At 70.2% G+C, this 15,931-nt stretch carries 15 protein-coding genes and 1 riboswitch; of the genes, 12 read left to right on the forward strand and 3 right to left on the reverse strand.

Going from position 1 to position 15,931, the window contains the following annotated elements; genetic code table 11:
- Positions 1-27 precede the first annotated feature (27 nt).
- The 10 genes from AC07SQ_RS13825 to AC07SQ_RS13870 all read left to right on the forward strand — a co-directional run bounded on the left by AC07SQ_RS13825 (position 28) and on the right by AC07SQ_RS13870 (position 9,372).
- The gene (locus AC07SQ_RS13825; RefSeq protein WP_495273174.1) at positions 28-762 is read left to right on the forward strand and encodes an IclR family transcriptional regulator; all 735 of its coding nucleotides are present in this window, start codon (positions 28-30) and stop codon (positions 760-762) included.
- Positions 763-814: 52 nt separating this feature from the next.
- Positions 815-1,567, forward strand: a complete 753-nt coding sequence (locus tag AC07SQ_RS13830) for a transporter substrate-binding domain-containing protein (protein WP_062482279.1) — start codon at positions 815-817, stop codon at positions 1,565-1,567.
- 7 nt (positions 1,568-1,574) lie between these two features.
- Positions 1,575-2,243 (forward strand): amino acid ABC transporter permease, encoded by a 669-nt coding sequence (locus tag AC07SQ_RS13835; protein WP_062482282.1) that lies wholly within the window; start codon positions 1,575-1,577, stop codon positions 2,241-2,243.
- Positions 2,240-2,812, forward strand: a complete 573-nt coding sequence (locus tag AC07SQ_RS13840) for a HutD/Ves family protein (RefSeq protein WP_495273175.1) — start codon at positions 2,240-2,242, stop codon at positions 2,810-2,812. The genes AC07SQ_RS13835 and AC07SQ_RS13840 overlap by 4 nt, the downstream gene beginning before the upstream one ends.
- 23 nt (positions 2,813-2,835) lie before the next feature.
- Positions 2,836-4,092, forward strand: coding sequence for an imidazolonepropionase (gene hutI, locus AC07SQ_RS13845; RefSeq protein WP_495273176.1), 1,257 nt, complete (start codon positions 2,836-2,838; stop codon positions 4,090-4,092).
- Positions 4,089-5,471 (forward strand): formimidoylglutamate deiminase, encoded by a 1,383-nt coding sequence (locus AC07SQ_RS13850; protein WP_495273177.1) that lies wholly within the window; start codon positions 4,089-4,091, stop codon positions 5,469-5,471. The genes hutI and AC07SQ_RS13850 overlap by 4 nt, the downstream gene beginning before the upstream one ends.
- Positions 5,472-5,477: 6 nt before the next feature.
- The gene (gene hutG, locus AC07SQ_RS13855) at positions 5,478-6,299 is read left to right on the forward strand and encodes an N-formylglutamate deformylase (RefSeq protein WP_307696558.1); all 822 of its coding nucleotides are present in this window, start codon (positions 5,478-5,480) and stop codon (positions 6,297-6,299) included.
- Positions 6,296-7,453 carry a histidinol-phosphate transaminase gene (locus AC07SQ_RS13860; RefSeq protein ID WP_495273178.1) on the forward strand — a complete coding sequence of 386 codons (1,158 nt, stop codon included), beginning with the start codon at positions 6,296-6,298 and terminating at the stop codon, positions 7,451-7,453. Before hutG ends, AC07SQ_RS13860 begins: the two co-directional genes overlap by 4 nt.
- A 56-nt stretch (positions 7,454-7,509) precedes the next feature.
- A complete protein-coding gene (locus AC07SQ_RS13865) occupies positions 7,510-8,559 on the forward strand; it encodes a homocysteine S-methyltransferase family protein (RefSeq protein ID WP_070064057.1) in 1,050 nt (349 codons plus the stop codon).
- A gap of 78 nt (positions 8,560-8,637) precedes the next feature.
- Entirely contained in the window at positions 8,638-9,372 is a 735-nt protein-coding gene (locus AC07SQ_RS13870; protein WP_495273179.1) for an SH3 domain-containing protein, read from the forward strand.
- A gap of 6 nt (positions 9,373-9,378) precedes the next feature.
- Here the strand turns inward: AC07SQ_RS13870 and AC07SQ_RS13875 are convergent, their stop codons facing one another.
- Entirely contained in the window at positions 9,379-10,299 is a 921-nt protein-coding gene (locus AC07SQ_RS13875; protein ID WP_495273180.1) for a LysR family transcriptional regulator, read from the reverse strand.
- Between the two features lie 102 nt (positions 10,300-10,401).
- Between AC07SQ_RS13875 and AC07SQ_RS13880 the strand changes: the two genes are divergently transcribed.
- Entirely contained in the window at positions 10,402-10,839 is a 438-nt protein-coding gene (locus tag AC07SQ_RS13880) for a PACE efflux transporter (RefSeq protein WP_062473998.1), read from the forward strand.
- A 21-nt stretch (positions 10,840-10,860) separates the two neighbouring features.
- On the opposite strand, the gene AC07SQ_RS13885 is transcribed toward AC07SQ_RS13880, so the two are convergent.
- Both AC07SQ_RS13885 and AC07SQ_RS13890 read right to left on the reverse strand, forming a co-directional pair.
- Complete coding sequence (locus tag AC07SQ_RS13885; RefSeq protein WP_495273181.1) at positions 10,861-11,772, reverse strand: lipase secretion chaperone; 912 nt, start codon at positions 11,770-11,772, stop codon at positions 10,861-10,863.
- Between the two features lie 11 nt (positions 11,773-11,783).
- Entirely contained in the window at positions 11,784-12,839 is a 1,056-nt protein-coding gene (locus AC07SQ_RS13890; RefSeq protein WP_235926910.1) for an esterase/lipase family protein, read from the reverse strand.
- Positions 12,840-12,971: 132 nt separating this feature from the next.
- A riboswitch (S-adenosyl-L-homocysteine riboswitch) is annotated at positions 12,972-13,047 on the forward strand.
- Between the two features lie 22 nt (positions 13,048-13,069).
- On the opposite strand from AC07SQ_RS13890, the gene metH reads away from it, so the two are divergent.
- Positions 13,070-15,832 carry a methionine synthase gene (gene metH, locus AC07SQ_RS13895; RefSeq protein ID WP_495273182.1) on the forward strand — a complete coding sequence of 921 codons (2,763 nt, stop codon included), beginning with the start codon at positions 13,070-13,072 and terminating at the stop codon, positions 15,830-15,832.
- Positions 15,833-15,931 lie beyond the last annotated feature (99 nt).

The following is a 15,931-nucleotide window of genomic DNA, read 5'->3' on the forward strand; positions in this document are numbered from 1 at the left end:
CTTTCGACCGCCCAGCGATTGCCCCCGATGACGACCCCCCTTGACGCTCCTGCCCACAACGACCGCGCGCTGTTCGTGCTGTCGGTGCTGGCGCAAAGCAAGGCGGCGATGACGGCGGCCGAGCTCGTGCAGGCCACCGGCCTGTCGCAGAGCACGCTGTACCGCCAGGTCGCCACCCTGCGCCGCTGGGGCTTCGTGATGGAGTCCGAGGGCCGCTACTCGCCGGGGCCCGTCAGCGTGCAGTTGGCCAGCGGCTTCGACGGCAACTCCGACCTCGTGATGGCCGCGCGCGCCGACATGCGCGTGCTGGCGCAGCAAAGCCACGAGAGCGTCGCGCTCGTCACCCTGGTGAACGAACGCGTCGTGTGCCTGGAGATGATCGACAGCGAACAGTCGCTGCGCTGCTCCTTCGACCGCGGCCGCAGCGTGCCTGCGCGCGACGGCGCCAGCGCCAAGTGCCTGCTGGCCCACGCGCCCGACGACGCGCGCGACCTGCTGTTCGACGGTCTCGACGAAGGCCCCGAACGCCGCGCCGAGCGCGCCGCCGAACTCGACACCATCCGCGCCGCCGGCCATGCCGTGACCCACGGCGAGGTCGATGCCGGCGTGTGGGGCGCGAGCGCGCCGGTGCTGGCCGCGGGCCGGCGCCTGCGCGGGGCGATCACGCTGATGGCGCCGCTCACGCGCGTCGAAGGCATGGAAGCTGCATTGGTCCACATGACCGTCGTCACGGCGGCCCGTATCTCGCGCGCACTGCAGTAGTCGCCGCTTTTCTTTTTCTTTCTCCCTCCCTCACCTCCACGAAAGCCCTCCCATGAACACCCGTCGCACCCTCGTCGCCGCCGCCCTGTCCGGCCTCGCCTTCTTCGGTTTCGCTGGCGCCGCGCAAGCCCAGGGCGAGCCGCTGCGCGTGGCCACCGACGCCACCTTCCCGCCGATGGAGTTCGTGGAAAACGGCAAGCGCACCGGCTTCGACGTGGAACTGGTGGAAGCCATCGGCAAGACGCTGGGTCGCAAGATCGAGTGGATCGACATCGACTTCAAGGGCCTCGTGCCGGGCCTCATTTCCAAGCGCTTCGACATGGCCGTGTCGGGCATCTACATCACCGACGAGCGCAAGAAGGTCGTCGACTTCACCGTGCCGTACTACGCCGGCGGCCTCGTGGTCATGGTGAAGGACAACAACACGACCATCAAGAAGCCGGCCGACATCAACGGCAAGAAGGTCAGCGTGCAGGTGGGCACCAAGTCCGTGTCGTACACGAAGGAGAAATTCCCGCAGGTGCAGCTGATGGAAGTCGAGAAGAACCAGGAGATGTTCAACCTCGTGGACATCGGCCGCGCCGACGCCGCCGTCACCGGCAAGCCCGCCGCCTTTCAGTACGTGCGCACGCGCGGCGGCCTGAAGGTGCTCGACGAGCAGATCACCACCGAGGAGTACGGCATGGCCATCCGCAAGGACACGCCCGAGCTCACCAAGGCCGTGAACGGCGCGATCGAGAAGCTCAAGGCCGACGGCACCTACGCGGCCATCGTCAAGAAGTGGTTCAGCGCCACCGCCAAGTAAGCGCGCCATGGACTTCGATTTCTCGCCCGTCTGGCAGGGCTGGCCCGACCTGCTGCGCGGCGCGCTGGTCACGGTGGAGATCACCGCCTGCGCGCTGGCCCTGGGGTGCGTGCTGGGCCTGCTGGTCGGCATCGGCCGGCTGAACCCGAAACGGCGCTGGATCTACGGCGTGTGCACCGCCTACGTGGCGGCGATTCGCGGCACGCCGCTGCTGGTGCAGCTGTTCATCCTGTTCTTCGGCCTGCCGCACTTCGGCATCCTGCTGCCGGCCTTCGTGTGCGGCGTGCTGGGGCTCGGCGTGTACTCGGGCGCCTACGTGTCCGAGATCGTGCGCGGCGCGATCCAGTCGATCGACAAGGGCCAGACCATGGCCGCGCAGTCGCTGGGCATGACGCCCGGCGTGGCGATGCGCCAGATCGTGTTGCCGCAGGCCGTGGTGCGCATGATCCCGCCGCTGGGCAACGAGTTCATCGCGCTCATCAAGAACTCGGCGCTGGTGTCGCTCTTGACCATTCATGACGTGATGCACGAAGGCCAGAAGATCATCAGCGTGTCGTACCGCTCGCTCGAGGTGTACTTGGCCATCGCGCTCGTGTACTTCATGCTCACGGGCACGATGACGCTGATCCTGCGGCATTTCGAACAGAAGCTGCGCCAGGGCGGGTTGATGCGATGAGCGTGCAGCGTTTTTCGCGCGCGACCCTGCGCGCCACGCCCTGGAAGAACGGCGGCGGCACTACGCAGGAAATCGCCAGCTGGCCGCCAGGCGCGGGGCTCGACAGCTTCGGCTGGCGCGTGAGCATCGCCACCATCGCGTCGCCCGGGCCGTTCTCGGTGTTCCCGGGCATCGACCGCCAGATCATGCTGCTCGAAGGCGACGGCGTGCGCCTCTTCACGCACGACGGCCGCGTGTCGCACCGGCTCGATGTGCCGCACCAGCCCTTCGCCTTTTCGGGCGACGACCCGATCGACTGCACGCTGCTCGGCGGCGCCTCGAACGACTTCAACGTGATGGCGCGCGGTGGCCAGTGGCGCGCCGACGTGCAGGTGCTGGAACGCGCCGCCGACATCGCGCCCGCGCCGCACGGCGTGCTGCTGGCCTTGCGCGGCGAGTGGCGCTTGAATGACGGCGAGGCCCTGGGCGAAGGCGAGGGCCTGTGCTGGACCGACGCCGCGCAGGCATGGCAGGCCGCACCGGCGAGCGACGGCGCGCGGCTGGTGGCCGTGCGCTTCGTGCCGGCCTGAGCGGCCCAAGCAAAGAACAGGAGATGACGATGACACCCCCCAGCGAATTCCCCTCGGCCGACGGCCTGTGGACCGGCCTGCGCCTCGCACCCGGTGCGGCGCCCGGCCTGAGCTTGGCGCCCGACGCCGAAGCCGCCCTCGTGGTCGCGCAGGGCACGGTCCGCTGGGTCGGTGCGCGCGCCGACCTGCCCGCCGAGTTCGCGGGGCTCGCGCCGCACGACGGCGGCGGTGCGCTCGTCACGCCCGGCCTCGTCGATTGCCACACGCACCTGGTCTACGGCGGCCAGCGCGCCAACGAGTTCGCGATGCGGCTGGCGGGCGCCACCTACGAAGAGGTGGCCAAGGCCGGTGGCGGCATCGTCTCGTCGGTGCGCGCCACGCGCGAGGCCGACGAAGACACGCTGTTCGCCCAGGCCGCCGCGCGCCTCGAGCAGCTGCTGGCCGACGGCGTCTGCGCCATCGAGATCAAGTCGGGCTACGGCCTGGCGCTCGAGCACGAGCGCAAGCAGCTGCGCGTGGCGCGGCGACTGGGCGAGGCTTACGGCGTCACCGTGCGCACCACCTTCCTCGGCGCGCACGCGCTGCCGCCCGAATACGCGGGCCGCAGCGGCGACTACATCGACCTCGTCTGCAAAGAGATGCTGCCTGCGCTCGCCGCCGAAGGGCTGGTCGATGCGGTCGACGTGTTCTGCGAACGCATCGCCTTCTCGCTCGAAGAAACCGAGCAGGTCTTCCAAGCCGCCCAGGCGCTGGGCCTGCCGGTGAAGCTGCATGCCGAGCAGCTCTCGGACATGGGCGGCGCGGCGCTGGCCGCGCGCTACGGCGCGCTGTCGTGCGACCACATCGAGCACCTGTCGGCCGAGGGCATCGCGGCCATGCGCCAGTCGGGCACCGTGGCCGTGCTGCTGCCCGGCGCCTACTACACGCTGCGTGACACGCACCTGCCACCCATCGATGCGCTGCGCGCCGCGGGCGTGCCGATGGCCGTCTCGACCGACCACAACCCCGGCACCTCGCCGACGCTGAGCCTGCTGCTGATGGTCAACATGGCTTGCACGCTGTTCCGCCTCACCGTGCCCGAGGCACTGGCCGGCGTCACCGTGCACGCCGCGCGCGCGCTGGGCCTGCAGGACACGCACGGCGCCATCGCGCCCGGCATGCCCGCCAACTTCGTGCTCTGGAACCTGCACGACGCCGCCGAGCTGGCCTACTGGTTCGGCCAGCAGCCGGTGCGCGCCGTGGTGCGCCAGGGACGCATCGCCATCGGAGCCACCGAATGACACACACGCTTTTCGCAGCCGATGCGCTGCTGCCCGCAGGCTGGACGAAGAACGTCCTGCTGTCGTGGAACGACGCCGGCCAGCTCACGCAGGTCCAGGCCGGCGCGCAACCGCCCGCGGGCGCGCAGCTGGCGACCGGCCCGGTGATCCCCGGCATGCCCAACCTGCACTCGCACGCCTTCCAGCGCGCCTTCGCAGGCCTCACCGAACACCGTGCCGAACAGCAGGACAGCTTCTGGAGCTGGCGCACGCTGATGTACCGCTTTGCCGCGCGCCTCGGGCCGCAGCACATGGAGGCCATCGCGACCTGGCTCTACACCGAGATGCTCGAGGCGGGCTACACCAGCGTGTGCGAGTTCCAGTACGTGCACCACGACACCGACGGCCGCCCCTACGCCGACGACGCGGCGCTGAGCCGCGCGCTGCTGCGCGCTGCGCAGAACACCGGCATCGGCTTCACGCTGCTGCCCGTGCTCTACCAGACCAGCGGCTTCGGCGACCAGCCGCCCACCGAGGGGCAGCGCCGCTTCATCCGCTCGACCGAATCGATGCTGCGCCTGCTCGACACGCTCAAGCCCGACTGCGACGCGCAGGGCGCGCGCCTGGGCCTGGCGCCGCACTCGCTGCGCGCCGTGCCGCCCGAGGCGCTGCGCGAGGCGCTCGCCGGCCTGGACGCCCTCGACCGCACCGCGCCGGTCCACATCCACATCGCCGAGCAGACGAAGGAAGTGGACGACTGCGTGGAGTGGAGCGGCCTGCGCCCGGTCGAATGGCTGCTCGACCACGCGGCCGTCGATGCGCGCTGGTGCCTCGTGCACGCCACGCACATGAACGACGCCGAGTACGAATACGCCGCCCAGAGCGGCGCGGTCGCGGGCCTGTGCCCGACCACCGAGGCCAACCTGGGCGACGGCATCTTCGACTTTGCGCGCTGGCGCAGCCACGGCGGCGCCTGGGGCGTGGGCTCCGACAGCCACGCCAGCGTCAACGCGGCCGAGGAGCTGCTGATGCTCGAGTACAGCCAGCGCCTGGGCCGGCGCCAGCGCAACGTCGGCGCCAGCGCGGCGCAGCCGCACGTGGCCACCGCGCTCACGCTCGAAGCGGTGCAGGGCGGGGCGCAAGCTTCGGGCCGTGCGGTCGGCGGGCTGGCCGCGGGGCAGCAGGCCGACCTCGTCGTGCTCGATGCCCATCACCTCGCGCTGCAGGGCCTGTCGGCGCCTGACATGCTCTCGGCCCATGTGTTCGCGAGCCACCGCACCTCGGCCGTCGACGCGGTCTGGGTGGCCGGCCGCGCGCGCGTCACGGCCGGCCGCCACGCGCTGCATGGCGATGCCGCCGCCGCCTTCGTTGCCGCGCGCACCCAACTCCTCAAGGACTGAATTCCCATGGCCTTCACCACCACCGAACCGGCGTTCCGCTTCCGCCAGGGCACGCGCCCGCTGCTGATCTCGATGCCGCACGTCGGCACGCACGTGCCGCCCGCGCTGGCCGCGCGCTTCACCGACGAGGCGCGCCACGTGCCCGACACCGACTGGCACCTCGAGCAGCTCTACGACTTCGCCGACGCACTCGGCGCCTCGGTGCTCGTGGCCACGCACTCGCGCTACGTGGTCGACCTGAACCGTCCGCCGGACGGCGCCAGCCTGTACCCGGGCCAGAGCGTCACCGGCCTGTGCCCGGTCGACACCTTCGACGACACGCCGGTCTACGCGAAGCCCGAAGACCACCCGTCCGACGAAGAAGTTGCCGAACGCCGCGAGGCCGTCTGGCGCCCGTACCACCAGCAACTGCAGGCCGAGCTCGATCGCCTCACGGCCGCGCACGGCACCGTCGCACTGTGGGACGCGCACTCGATCCGCTCGGTGTTGCCGCGCTTCTTCGAAGGCAAGCTGCCCGACCTGAACCTGGGCACCGCCGACGGCAAGAGCTGCGACCCCGCGCTGGCCGCCACGCTGCGCGGCATCGCCGAATCGGCGCCGGGCTACACCGGCGTGCTCAACGGCCGCTTCAAGGGCGGCCACATCACGCGCCAGTACGGCAACCCGGCCGGCGGCGTGCACGCGGTGCAGCTGGAGATGACGCAGTCGAGCTACATGCAGGAAGCGCTGCCCTTCGACTACCTGCCCGACGTGGCCGCGGGCGTGAAGCCGCACGTGCGCCGCATGCTGGAAGCGGTGCTGGCCTTCGTCGAAGGCGGCGGCCGGTGAGCGCCGCCATCCACGCGTTCGCGCGCCCCGAGGTGCCGCCGCTGCCGCCCTACAACGCGGGGCTGTCCTCGGACGCGGTGCGCGCGCGCTACGGCGTCAGCGAGATCGTGCGGCTGGCGAGCAACGAGAACCCGTACGGCCCCAGCCCCGCGGTGGCACGGGCGCTGGTCGACCTGGCGGCGAGCGCGGGCACCTACCCCGACGCCAACTCCACGGCGCTGCGTGCCGCCATCGCGCAGCGCACCGGCGCGCAGCCCGGCGAGGTGGTGATCGGCAACGGCTCCGAGGACATCCTGCAGATGCTGTGCCAGGCGCTGCTGTCGCCGGGCGACCGCGTGCTCACGCAGCGCCCGGCCTTCGGCCTGCACGAGATCTACCCGCGCATGATGGGCGCGCAGGTCGAGCTGCTGACGCTCACGCCGGAGCTCGGCTTCGACGTCGACGCCTGGTGCGCGGCGCTCGCGCGCGGTCCCAAGGTGGTGATGCTGGCCAACCCCTCGAACCCGGTCGGCTGCATGTTCGATGCCGGCGACTTCGCGCGCCTGCTCGCGGCGGTGCCCGCGGGCACGCTGCTGGTGGTGGACGAGGCCTACTACGAATATGCGCGGCTGGCGCCCGGCTACCCCGACGTGCTCGCCCTGCTGCGCGCATGGCAGGCGGCCGGCGAAGGCCGCTCTCCCTGGATCGTGCTGCGCACCTTCTCCAAGGCCTGGGGCCTGGCCGGCCTGCGCGTGGGCTACGGCATTGCGTCCGACGCGGCGCTGGTGCAGCTGCTCGACCGCGTGCGCACGCCCTTCAACGTGAACCTGGCGGCGCAGGCCGCGGCGCTGGCGGCCTGGGGCGACGAGGCCTTCATGGCGCAGGCGGTGGCGCGCACCGTGCAGCAGCGCGAGGCGCTGGCGGCGCAGCTTCGCGCCCTGGCCGGGTCGGTCTGGCCGGGCCTGCGCATCGCGCCTTCGGCGGCCAACTTCCTGTTCGTCGACCTCGGGCGGCCCAACGCGCCGGTCAACGAGGCCCTGCTGGCGCGCGGGATCATCGTCAAGCCCTGGAAAGAGCCGGGCTTCGAGACCTTCATCCGCGTGTCGGTGGGCACCGACGCGGACAACGCGCGCTTCGTGCAGGCGCTGGCGGAGATCGCGGGCGGGCAAGGCTGACGCCGGCAAGACCCGCCTGCGCGCCGGGCCAGACCGGGGTTTTTACAATCGCGGACATGACCAAGCCCCTCATCTATACCCGCGGCCAGGCGCTGCCGGGCATCCTGGCCAACCGCATTGCCATCCTCGACGGCGCGATGGGCACGATGATCCAGCGCTTCAAGCTCACCGAAGAGCAATACCGCGGCGAGCGCTTCAAGGACTTCGAGCGCGACGTGAAGGGCAACAACGAGCTGCTGTCGCTCACGCGCCCCGACGTCATCACCGACATCCACGAGGCCTACCTCGCGGCCGGTGCCGACCTCATCGAGACCAACACCTTCGGCGCCACCACCATCGCGCAGGAGGACTACAAGATGGCCCACCTGGCGCGCGAGATGAACCTCGAGTCGGCCAAGCTGGCGCGCGCGGCCTGCGACAAGTACAGCACGCCGGACAAGCCGCGCTTCGTGGCCGGCGCCCTCGGCCCGACCCCCAAGACGGCCAGCATCAGCCCCGACGTGAACGACCCCGGCGCGCGCAATGTCGATTTCGAATCGCTGCGCGCCGCGTACTACGAGCAGACCGAAGCGCTGGTCGAAGGCGGCGCCGACGTGATCCTGGTCGAGACCATCTTCGACACGCTCAACGCCAAGGCCGCGCTGTTCGCGGTGGACGAATATTTCGACAACAGCGGCCAGCGCCTGCCGCTGATCATCAGCGGCACGGTGACCGACGCCTCGGGCCGCATCCTCAGCGGCCAGACCGTCACCGCCTTCTGGCACAGCGTGCGCCATGCGCAGCCGCTGGCCATCGGCCTGAACTGCGCGCTGGGCGCGACGTTGATGCGCCCCTACATCCAGGAACTGGCGCGCGTGGCGGGCGACACCTACATCAGCTGCTACCCGAACGCCGGCCTGCCCAACCCGATGAGCGACACCGGCTTCGACGAGACGCCCGACGTCACCTCGCGCCTGCTGCACGAGTTCGCGGCTGAGGGGCTGGTGAACATCGTGGGCGGCTGCTGCGGCACCACGCCGGACCACATCGCGGCGATCGGTGCGGCGGTGGCGCCTGCCAAGGGCCGCCTGCTGAACAGCAACGGCTTCTACAAAGAAGCCGCCTGACGCCGGGCGCCGCGCGCGCCCTCGGCTGATTGACGGCTCCCCGCCCCACGCCTACGCTGGGGCGCACAGGAGCCTCCCATGAACGCCACATCCTTCTTGCGCCGCGCTGCCTTGGGCGCGCTCGTCCTGCTGCTGCCGCTCGCGGCGGCGGCGCAGCAGGCCTTCACGCGCGGCGCGGTCAACCTGCGCGCCGGGCCCTCGGGCGACTACCCGCTGGTGGCACGGCTCGGGCCGGGTCAGCCGGTCGACGTGGTCGGCTGCACCAGCGGCTACGGCTGGTGCGACGTGGTGCTGCCCGACGGCGGGCGCGGCTGGGTCTGGGCCAGGAACCTCGACTACGCCTACCAGCAGCAGCGCGTGCCGCTGGCCACCTACGGCGCGGTCATCGGCGTGCCGATCGTGAGCTTCGTGATCGGCAGCTACTGGGCCGACTACTACCGCGACCGCCCCTGGTACGGCGACCGGCGCTGGTGGGGCCACCGGCCCCCGCCGCCGCCGATCGCGGGCTGGCGCCCGCCGCCGCCCGTGCACCCGGGCTGGCAGCCGCGGCCCTGGCCGGGGCCTGGCGTGCGTCCGCCCCACGGACCTGGGGTCCGCCCACCTCATGGACCCGGGGTCCGTCCCCCGCACGGGCCGGGCATCCGGCCGCCCGTCGACCCGGGGTTCCGCCCGCCGCGCCCGCCGCCGGGCGTGTCGCATCCGCATCCGGGCGGGGGCCGGCCCGGTGGGGGCGGCGGGGGTGGAGGAGGGCGTCCGCACGGTGGGGGCGGTGGGCACGGCGGTGGAGGCGGGCACGGCCACGGAAAGAATTGACCCGGCTCACACGGCCGGCGTTGCGATGCCGGCTGCCGCCTGCCGGTCGCGCGCGATCAGCGCCACGAAGCGCTGCGCGCCCAGGCCCAGCGGCCGTTCGCGCGACCACACCACGTCCACCCACAGGTCCAGCCCGTTGCTGAGGTTCTCGAACGGGATCTCGACCAGCGCGCCCGCCGCCACGTGCGGCCGCGCGAAGTTGCGCGGCAGCCAGCCCCAGCCCAGCCCGGCGGTGATCAGGCTCAGCGCGGCCAGCGCGTTGTCGGTGCGCCAGACATGCCGGGCGAACACGAAGCGCGAGTCGCTGGTGGCCAGGTCGCGCCCCGCGACCACGATCTGGCGCGTGTTCGTCAGGTGCTCCTCGCGCAGGCGCCCGCCGGCCGCGGCGCGCAGCACCGGGTGCTCGGGCGCCATCACGGCCACCATGGTGTCGCTGCCCACCTCCTGGAAGCCCTCGCGGCCGTCGAGGCTGGGGCGCTCGAACACCAGCGCCAGCTGCGCCCGGCCGCTGTGCAGCAGCGCCAGCGCGTCGGCCTGCGGCGCGGCCAGCACCTCGACCTGCAGCAGCGGGTAGTCGTCGGCCAGCGCGGCCAGCGGCCCGCTCCAGGGCGCGGCCAGCAGCTCCGGCGCAATGGCCAGCGTGAGCCGGTCTTCCAGCCCCTGCGTGAGCGCCAGCGCCTGCACCTGCAACTGCCGCAGCTGGGCCGCGAGCAGCCGCGCCTGCGGTTCGAGCGAGCGCGCGGCGGAGGTGGGCTGGGGCTCGCGGCCGCTGCGGTCGAACAGCGGCAGCGCCAGTTCGGCCTCGAGGTTGGCGATGGCCATGCTGACGGCCGACGGCACCTTGCGCAGCGCCCGCGCGGCGGCCGAGAAGGAGCCGTGGTCGATCACGGCCAGGAAGACCTCGACGTTGTCGCTGGAGAAAGCCATGGCGTACCGATCTATCAATAAAACTGAAATAAGTTAACTTTTTATATCAACTAAAAGCAAATAAAGTCCCTCCATCGCAGTCAAACACACAGAGAAACAGTCATGCAGGGCCTTCAGCGTCGGATCGTTTACATCTCCCTCTACGAGGGCATCGCCATCGTGGCGGCCAGCGCCGGCCTGGCCCTGATGTCGGATGCGGGGCTCGGCCACTCGGGCCTGCTGGCCGTCGGTGCCTCGGTCATCGCGGTGATCTGGAACCTGACCTTCAACGCCCTGTTCGAGCGCTGGGAGTCGCGCCAGGCGGTGCGCGGGCGCAGCCTGAAGCGCCGCATCGCCCACGCCATCGGCTTCGAGGGCGGCCTGATCGCCTTCCTGGTGCCGATGCTGGCCTGGGGCCTGGGCGTGTCGCTCTGGCAGGCGCTGGTGATGGACCTGGGCCTGGTGGTGTTCTTCCTGGTCTACACCTTCGTCTTCAACTGGGCCTTCGACCGCGTGTTCGGCCTGCCGGCCTCGGCCATGGGCGAAGCGCAGCCTGCGTAAGCCTGCGCTTACTTAACGAATTCATCGCGCCAGCTTGGGCGCGGCGGCCGAGCGCATCGCCAGGGCACCGCTCAGGCGCAGGCGCTCGCTTTCGTTGAAGAGCGTCTCGCGCAGCAGGGCCCGCTCGGCCTCGGGCGCGCTGGCGTAGCGGTCGAGCCGGGCGTTCCATTCCTGGGTTTCCTGGTCGAGCGTGGCCAGGCCGCGCGCCACCTCGTAGCCGTAGGCCTCGCTGCGCGCGGCAAAGCGCTCCTGGGGGCTGGCGCCGCGCGCCTGCAGCGCCTCGGTCTGGCGCATCACGTCCAGATGGGCCACCGCCTCCTTGCGCACCTCGCGCTGCGCGGGCGACAGCCAGGCCTGCTCGCTTTGCGCGAGCGCCGCGGCGCGCTGCTCGGGCGTGAGGTCGGGGTTGGACAGCAGTTCCATCTTCTCGGCCATGAACCGGTCCTGCCGGATCTGGTCACCGAACAGGCCTTCGATTTCCTCGGGCGCGAAGAACTGACGGCGCACCGCTTCGCGTGCCTCCAGGCTGCGCCGCAAAAAGGCCGGGTCGCCGGGCGCGGGCGGCTGCAGGGTGCGCAGGGCTTCCTGCATGTCGACGTAGCGCTCGAGCAGGCCCAGCGCGCGCACGCGCCAGTCTTCGCGCAGGCGCTGGGCGAGCAGGGCGGGCGCGCGGGCCATCAGCGTGGCCTTGCTGTCGGCCTGCGCTTCGGCGAGCACCTGGTCGAAGAGGGTGATGAGGTCGCTGGTGAGGAGGGCGTCGGGGGCCGATGCGGTGGACTGCTCCGGACGAGGCGCGGTGGGCACCGCGACCGCCGCCGTGGCGCGGGGCGCGGCGGCCTGCGGCGCGTCGACCGCCCCCGGGCCGAGTGCCAGCCAGCCGGTCCCCGCGGCCACCAGCGCGACGGCGCCGATGGTCAAGGCCACACCGCGCATGCGCAGCGTCCTCAGAGCCCCGCGCTCTTGAGTCGCGCGGCCTGTTCCCTGAACAGCTCCGGCGGCTTCTTCTCGTAGTACGGGAACTGGCTGCCGTAGGTGTTGCCGAAGGCCTGGTTCACCTCGTCCAGGTGGTTCTGGCGGTAGTCGCCCAGGTGGGTGCCCAGGCGCGTGGTGCAGACCGCGAGCAGGCCGTCGTTGGCCTCGCCGAAGAAGAACAGGCTGCCCAGCGTCGACAGCGCCGTGTCGCTCGGGTCGAACAGGTTGAAGCTGGTCGACACGCCCGACCACGAGTAGTAGCGCACGCCGTTGGCCACGGCCGCACCGCTCTTCACGTCGCACGACGAGCCCGGCGCGGGGCGCCCTTGCGGGAACTTGGCGTCGAAGGCCGCGCCGCCCGCTGTGGTCAGCGAGGCCAGCGCGTTCAGCGGCACTTCGGGCAGCTGGCTCGGGTCCTTGCCCGAGAGAAAGCCGATCAGCCCCGTCAGCAGGCCGACGGCCTTCACCACCAGGGTCTGGCCGATGCCGCCTTCGGGCAGCTTGGCGAGCAGGTCGGCCACCTTCGAGCCGCCGTTGGCGCCGCCCACCGACGTGACCGAGGCCACCATGTCGGGCGCCACGGCCGCCACGTAGCGCACCGTGGGCGAGCCCTGCGAATGGCCGATGAGGTTGAACTTGAGCGTGGGGTTCTGCTCCAGCGCGCGGATGGTCTTGAGCTCCTGCAGCAGCTGCTCGCCGCGGATCTCGGAGGTGTTGGTGCCCGACACCTGCGCCACGTACACCTTGGCGCCCGCCGCGGCCAGCCTGCCGGGGATGTCGTAGAAGTAGTCGACGCCCAGCAGGTTGTCGAAGCCCAGCAGGCCGTGGACCAGCACGATCGGGTATTTGGTCTTCGCCGTGTCGGAGGTGACGCGGGCCTCGACGCGCGTGGCGCTGTCGCCGGCGGCGGCACGCGCCGGTGGCGCATGAACCGCGAGGGCCGCGGCGGCCAGGAGGCCGCAGCTCAGGGCCACGGCGCGCATCGGGGTGGCTGCATGCTGCAACCGGACATTCCACTTCCTGGCCATCGGCGAACTCCCTTACGTTTGGTTAAAAACACGAACGTTCGTTCAGAAACGGTGGGCGCATTCTGTTGACACGTGCAGGAATGAAAACTGGGGTTTTCCCAGGGCGCAATCGAATCGACCTAAAATGCGCGACTTCCCAAGGAGCGTTGCAGCGGTTCGCCACAGAGGCGAATCGTCAGGCTTGGGGCGACAACGACGCTCGCCTGTCCGACTCTTCCGCAGGTGAGGCCATGTCCCAGATTCCCGCATCCGTTTCCGCTCCCGTCGCTCCCCCTCCCATGAAGCTGTCCGGCCTCGAGCCGGTCGCCATCGGCGAAGGCTCGCTGTTCGTCAACATCGGCGAGCGCACCAACGTCACCGGCTCCAAGGCCTTCGCGCGCATGATCCTCAACGGCCAGTTCGAGGACGCCCTGGCCGTCGCGCGCCAGCAGGTGGAGAACGGCGCGCAGGTGATCGACATCAACATGGACGAGGCCATGCTCGACAGCAAGGCCGCCATGGTGCGCTTCCTGAACCTCATCGCCAGCGAGCCCGACATCGCGCGCGTGCCGGTGATGGTCGACAGCTCCAAGTGGGAGGTCATCGAGGCCGGCCTGCGCTGCATCCAGGGCAAGGGCATCGTCAACTCGATCTCCATGAAGGAGGGCGTCGACAAGTTCAAGCACGAGGCCAAGCTGGTCAAGCGCTACGGCGCCGCCGCCGTGGTCATGGCCTTCGACGAGAAGGGCCAGGCCGACACCTACGCACGCAAGATCGAGATCTGCGAGCGCGCCTACCGCGTGCTGGTCGACGAGGTGGGCTTTCCGCCCGAAGACATCATCTTCGACCCGAACATCTTCGCCATCGCCACCGGCATCGAGGAGCACGACAACTACGCGGTCGACTTCATCAACGCCGTGCGCTGGATCAAACAGAACCTGCCCGGCGCCAAGGTGTCGGGTGGCGTGAGCAACGTGAGCTTCAGCTTCCGCGGCAACGACCCGGTGCGCGAGGCCATCCACACCGTGTTCCTGTACCACGCCATCCAGGCGGGCATGGACATGGGCATCGTCAACGCCGGCATGGTCGGCGTGTACGACGACCTCGAACCCACGCTGCGCGAGCGCGTGGAAGACGTGGTGCTCAACCGCCGCCCCGACGCCGGGGAACGCCTGGTCGAAGTGGCCGAGACCGCCAAGAGCGGCGCCAAGGACGACAGCAAGAAGCTCGAATGGCGCGGCACGCCCGAGCACCCGGTGCACGTCAACCAGCGCCTGTCGCACGCGATGGTGCACGGCATCACCGACTTCATCGTCGAGGACACCGAAGAGGCCTACCAGCAGATCCTCGCCAAGGGCGGGCGTCCGCTGCACGTGATCGAAGGCCCGCTCATGGACGGCATGAACATCGTGGGCGACCTCTTCGGCCAGGGCAAGATGTTCCTGCCGCAGGTGGTGAAGTCGGCGCGCGTGATGAAGTCGGCCGTGGCCCACCTCATCCCGTACATCGAGGAAGAAAAGCGCCAGGACGAGGCCGCGGGCCGCGACGTGCGCACCAAGGGCAAGATCATCATCGCCACCGTGAAGGGCGACGTGCACGACATCGGCAAGAACATCGTCACCGTCGTGCTCCAGTGCAACAACTTCGAAGTCGTGAACATGGGCGTGATGGTCCCGTGCCACGAGATCCTGGCGAAGGCCAAGGTCGAGGGCGCGGACATCGTGGGCCTGTCGGGCCTCATCACGCCCAGCCTCGAAGAGATGCAGTACGTGGCCGGCGAGATGCAGAAGGACGACCACTTCCGCATCAAGAAGATCCCGCTGCTCATCGGCGGTGCCACCACCAGCCGCGTGCACACCGCCGTGAAGATCGCGCCGCACTACGAAGGCCCCGTGGTCTACGTGCCCGACGCCTCGCGCAGCGTGAGCGTGGCGCAGAGCCTGCTCTCGGACCAGGCCACCGCGTACATCGACGAGATCAACGCCGACTACGAGAAGGTGCGCACGCAGCACGCCAACAAGAAGCAGGTGCCGATGTGGCCGCTGGCCAAGGCGCGCGCCAACAAGACGCCCGTCGACTTCGCGAACTTCGTGCCCACCGTGCCCAAGTTCATCGGCCGGCGCGTGTTCAAGAACTTCGACCTCACCGAGCTGGCCAAGTACATCGACTGGGGCCCGTTCTTCCAGACCTGGGACCTGGCCGGCCCGTTCCCCGCCATCCTGAAGGACGAGATCGTCGGCACCGAGGCCGTGCGCGTGTACGCCGACGGCCAGCGCATGCTCAAGCGCCTCATCGAAGGGCGCTGGCTCAGTGCCAGCGGCGTGGTCGGCTTCTGGCCCGCCAACACCGTGAACGACGACGACATCGAGCTCTATACCGATGAGACGCGCAGCGAAGTCGCGCTCATCTGGTACGGCATGCGCCAGCAGACCGAGAAGCAGATGATCGACGGCGTGATGCGCCCCAGCCGCTGCCTGGCCGACTTCGTCGCGCCCAAGGACAGCGGTGTGAAGGACTACGTCGGCGTGTTCGCCGTCACGGCCGGCCTGGGCGTCGAGAAGAAAGAGAAGTTCTTCATCGACGACCTCGACGACTACTCGGCCATCATGCTCAAGGCCCTGGCCGACCGGCTGGCCGAGGCTTTTGCCGAAGCCATGCACCACCGCGTGCGCACCGACCTGTGGGGCTACGCGCCCCACGAGGGCCTGAGCAACGACGACATGATTGCCGAGAAGTACCGCGGCATCCGCCCCGCGCCCGGCTACCCGGCCTGCCCCGACCACAGCGTGAAGGGCCCGATGTTCGACCTTCTGAACTGCGCGGACATTGGCATGACCCTGACGGAGAGCCTCGCTATGATGCCCGCCGCCAGCGTGAGCGGCTTCTACCTCGGGCACCCCGATGCGACGTACTTCAACGTCGGCAAGATCGGGCACGACCAGTTGCAGGACCAGGCCGCGCGGCGCCGCACGAGCGAAGCGGAGCTCGAGCGCCTGCTGGCGCCGAACCTTTGAACCTGCCGGCCGGTCGGCGCGACCGGAGTGACCGGCCACGGGAGTTGATATTCAGAAGCTGATCTTTGCCGCCGCGCACTACGCCCAGTTCGCGATCTT

The organism is Variovorax sp. GW821-FHT06D12 (genome assembly GCF_059419205.1).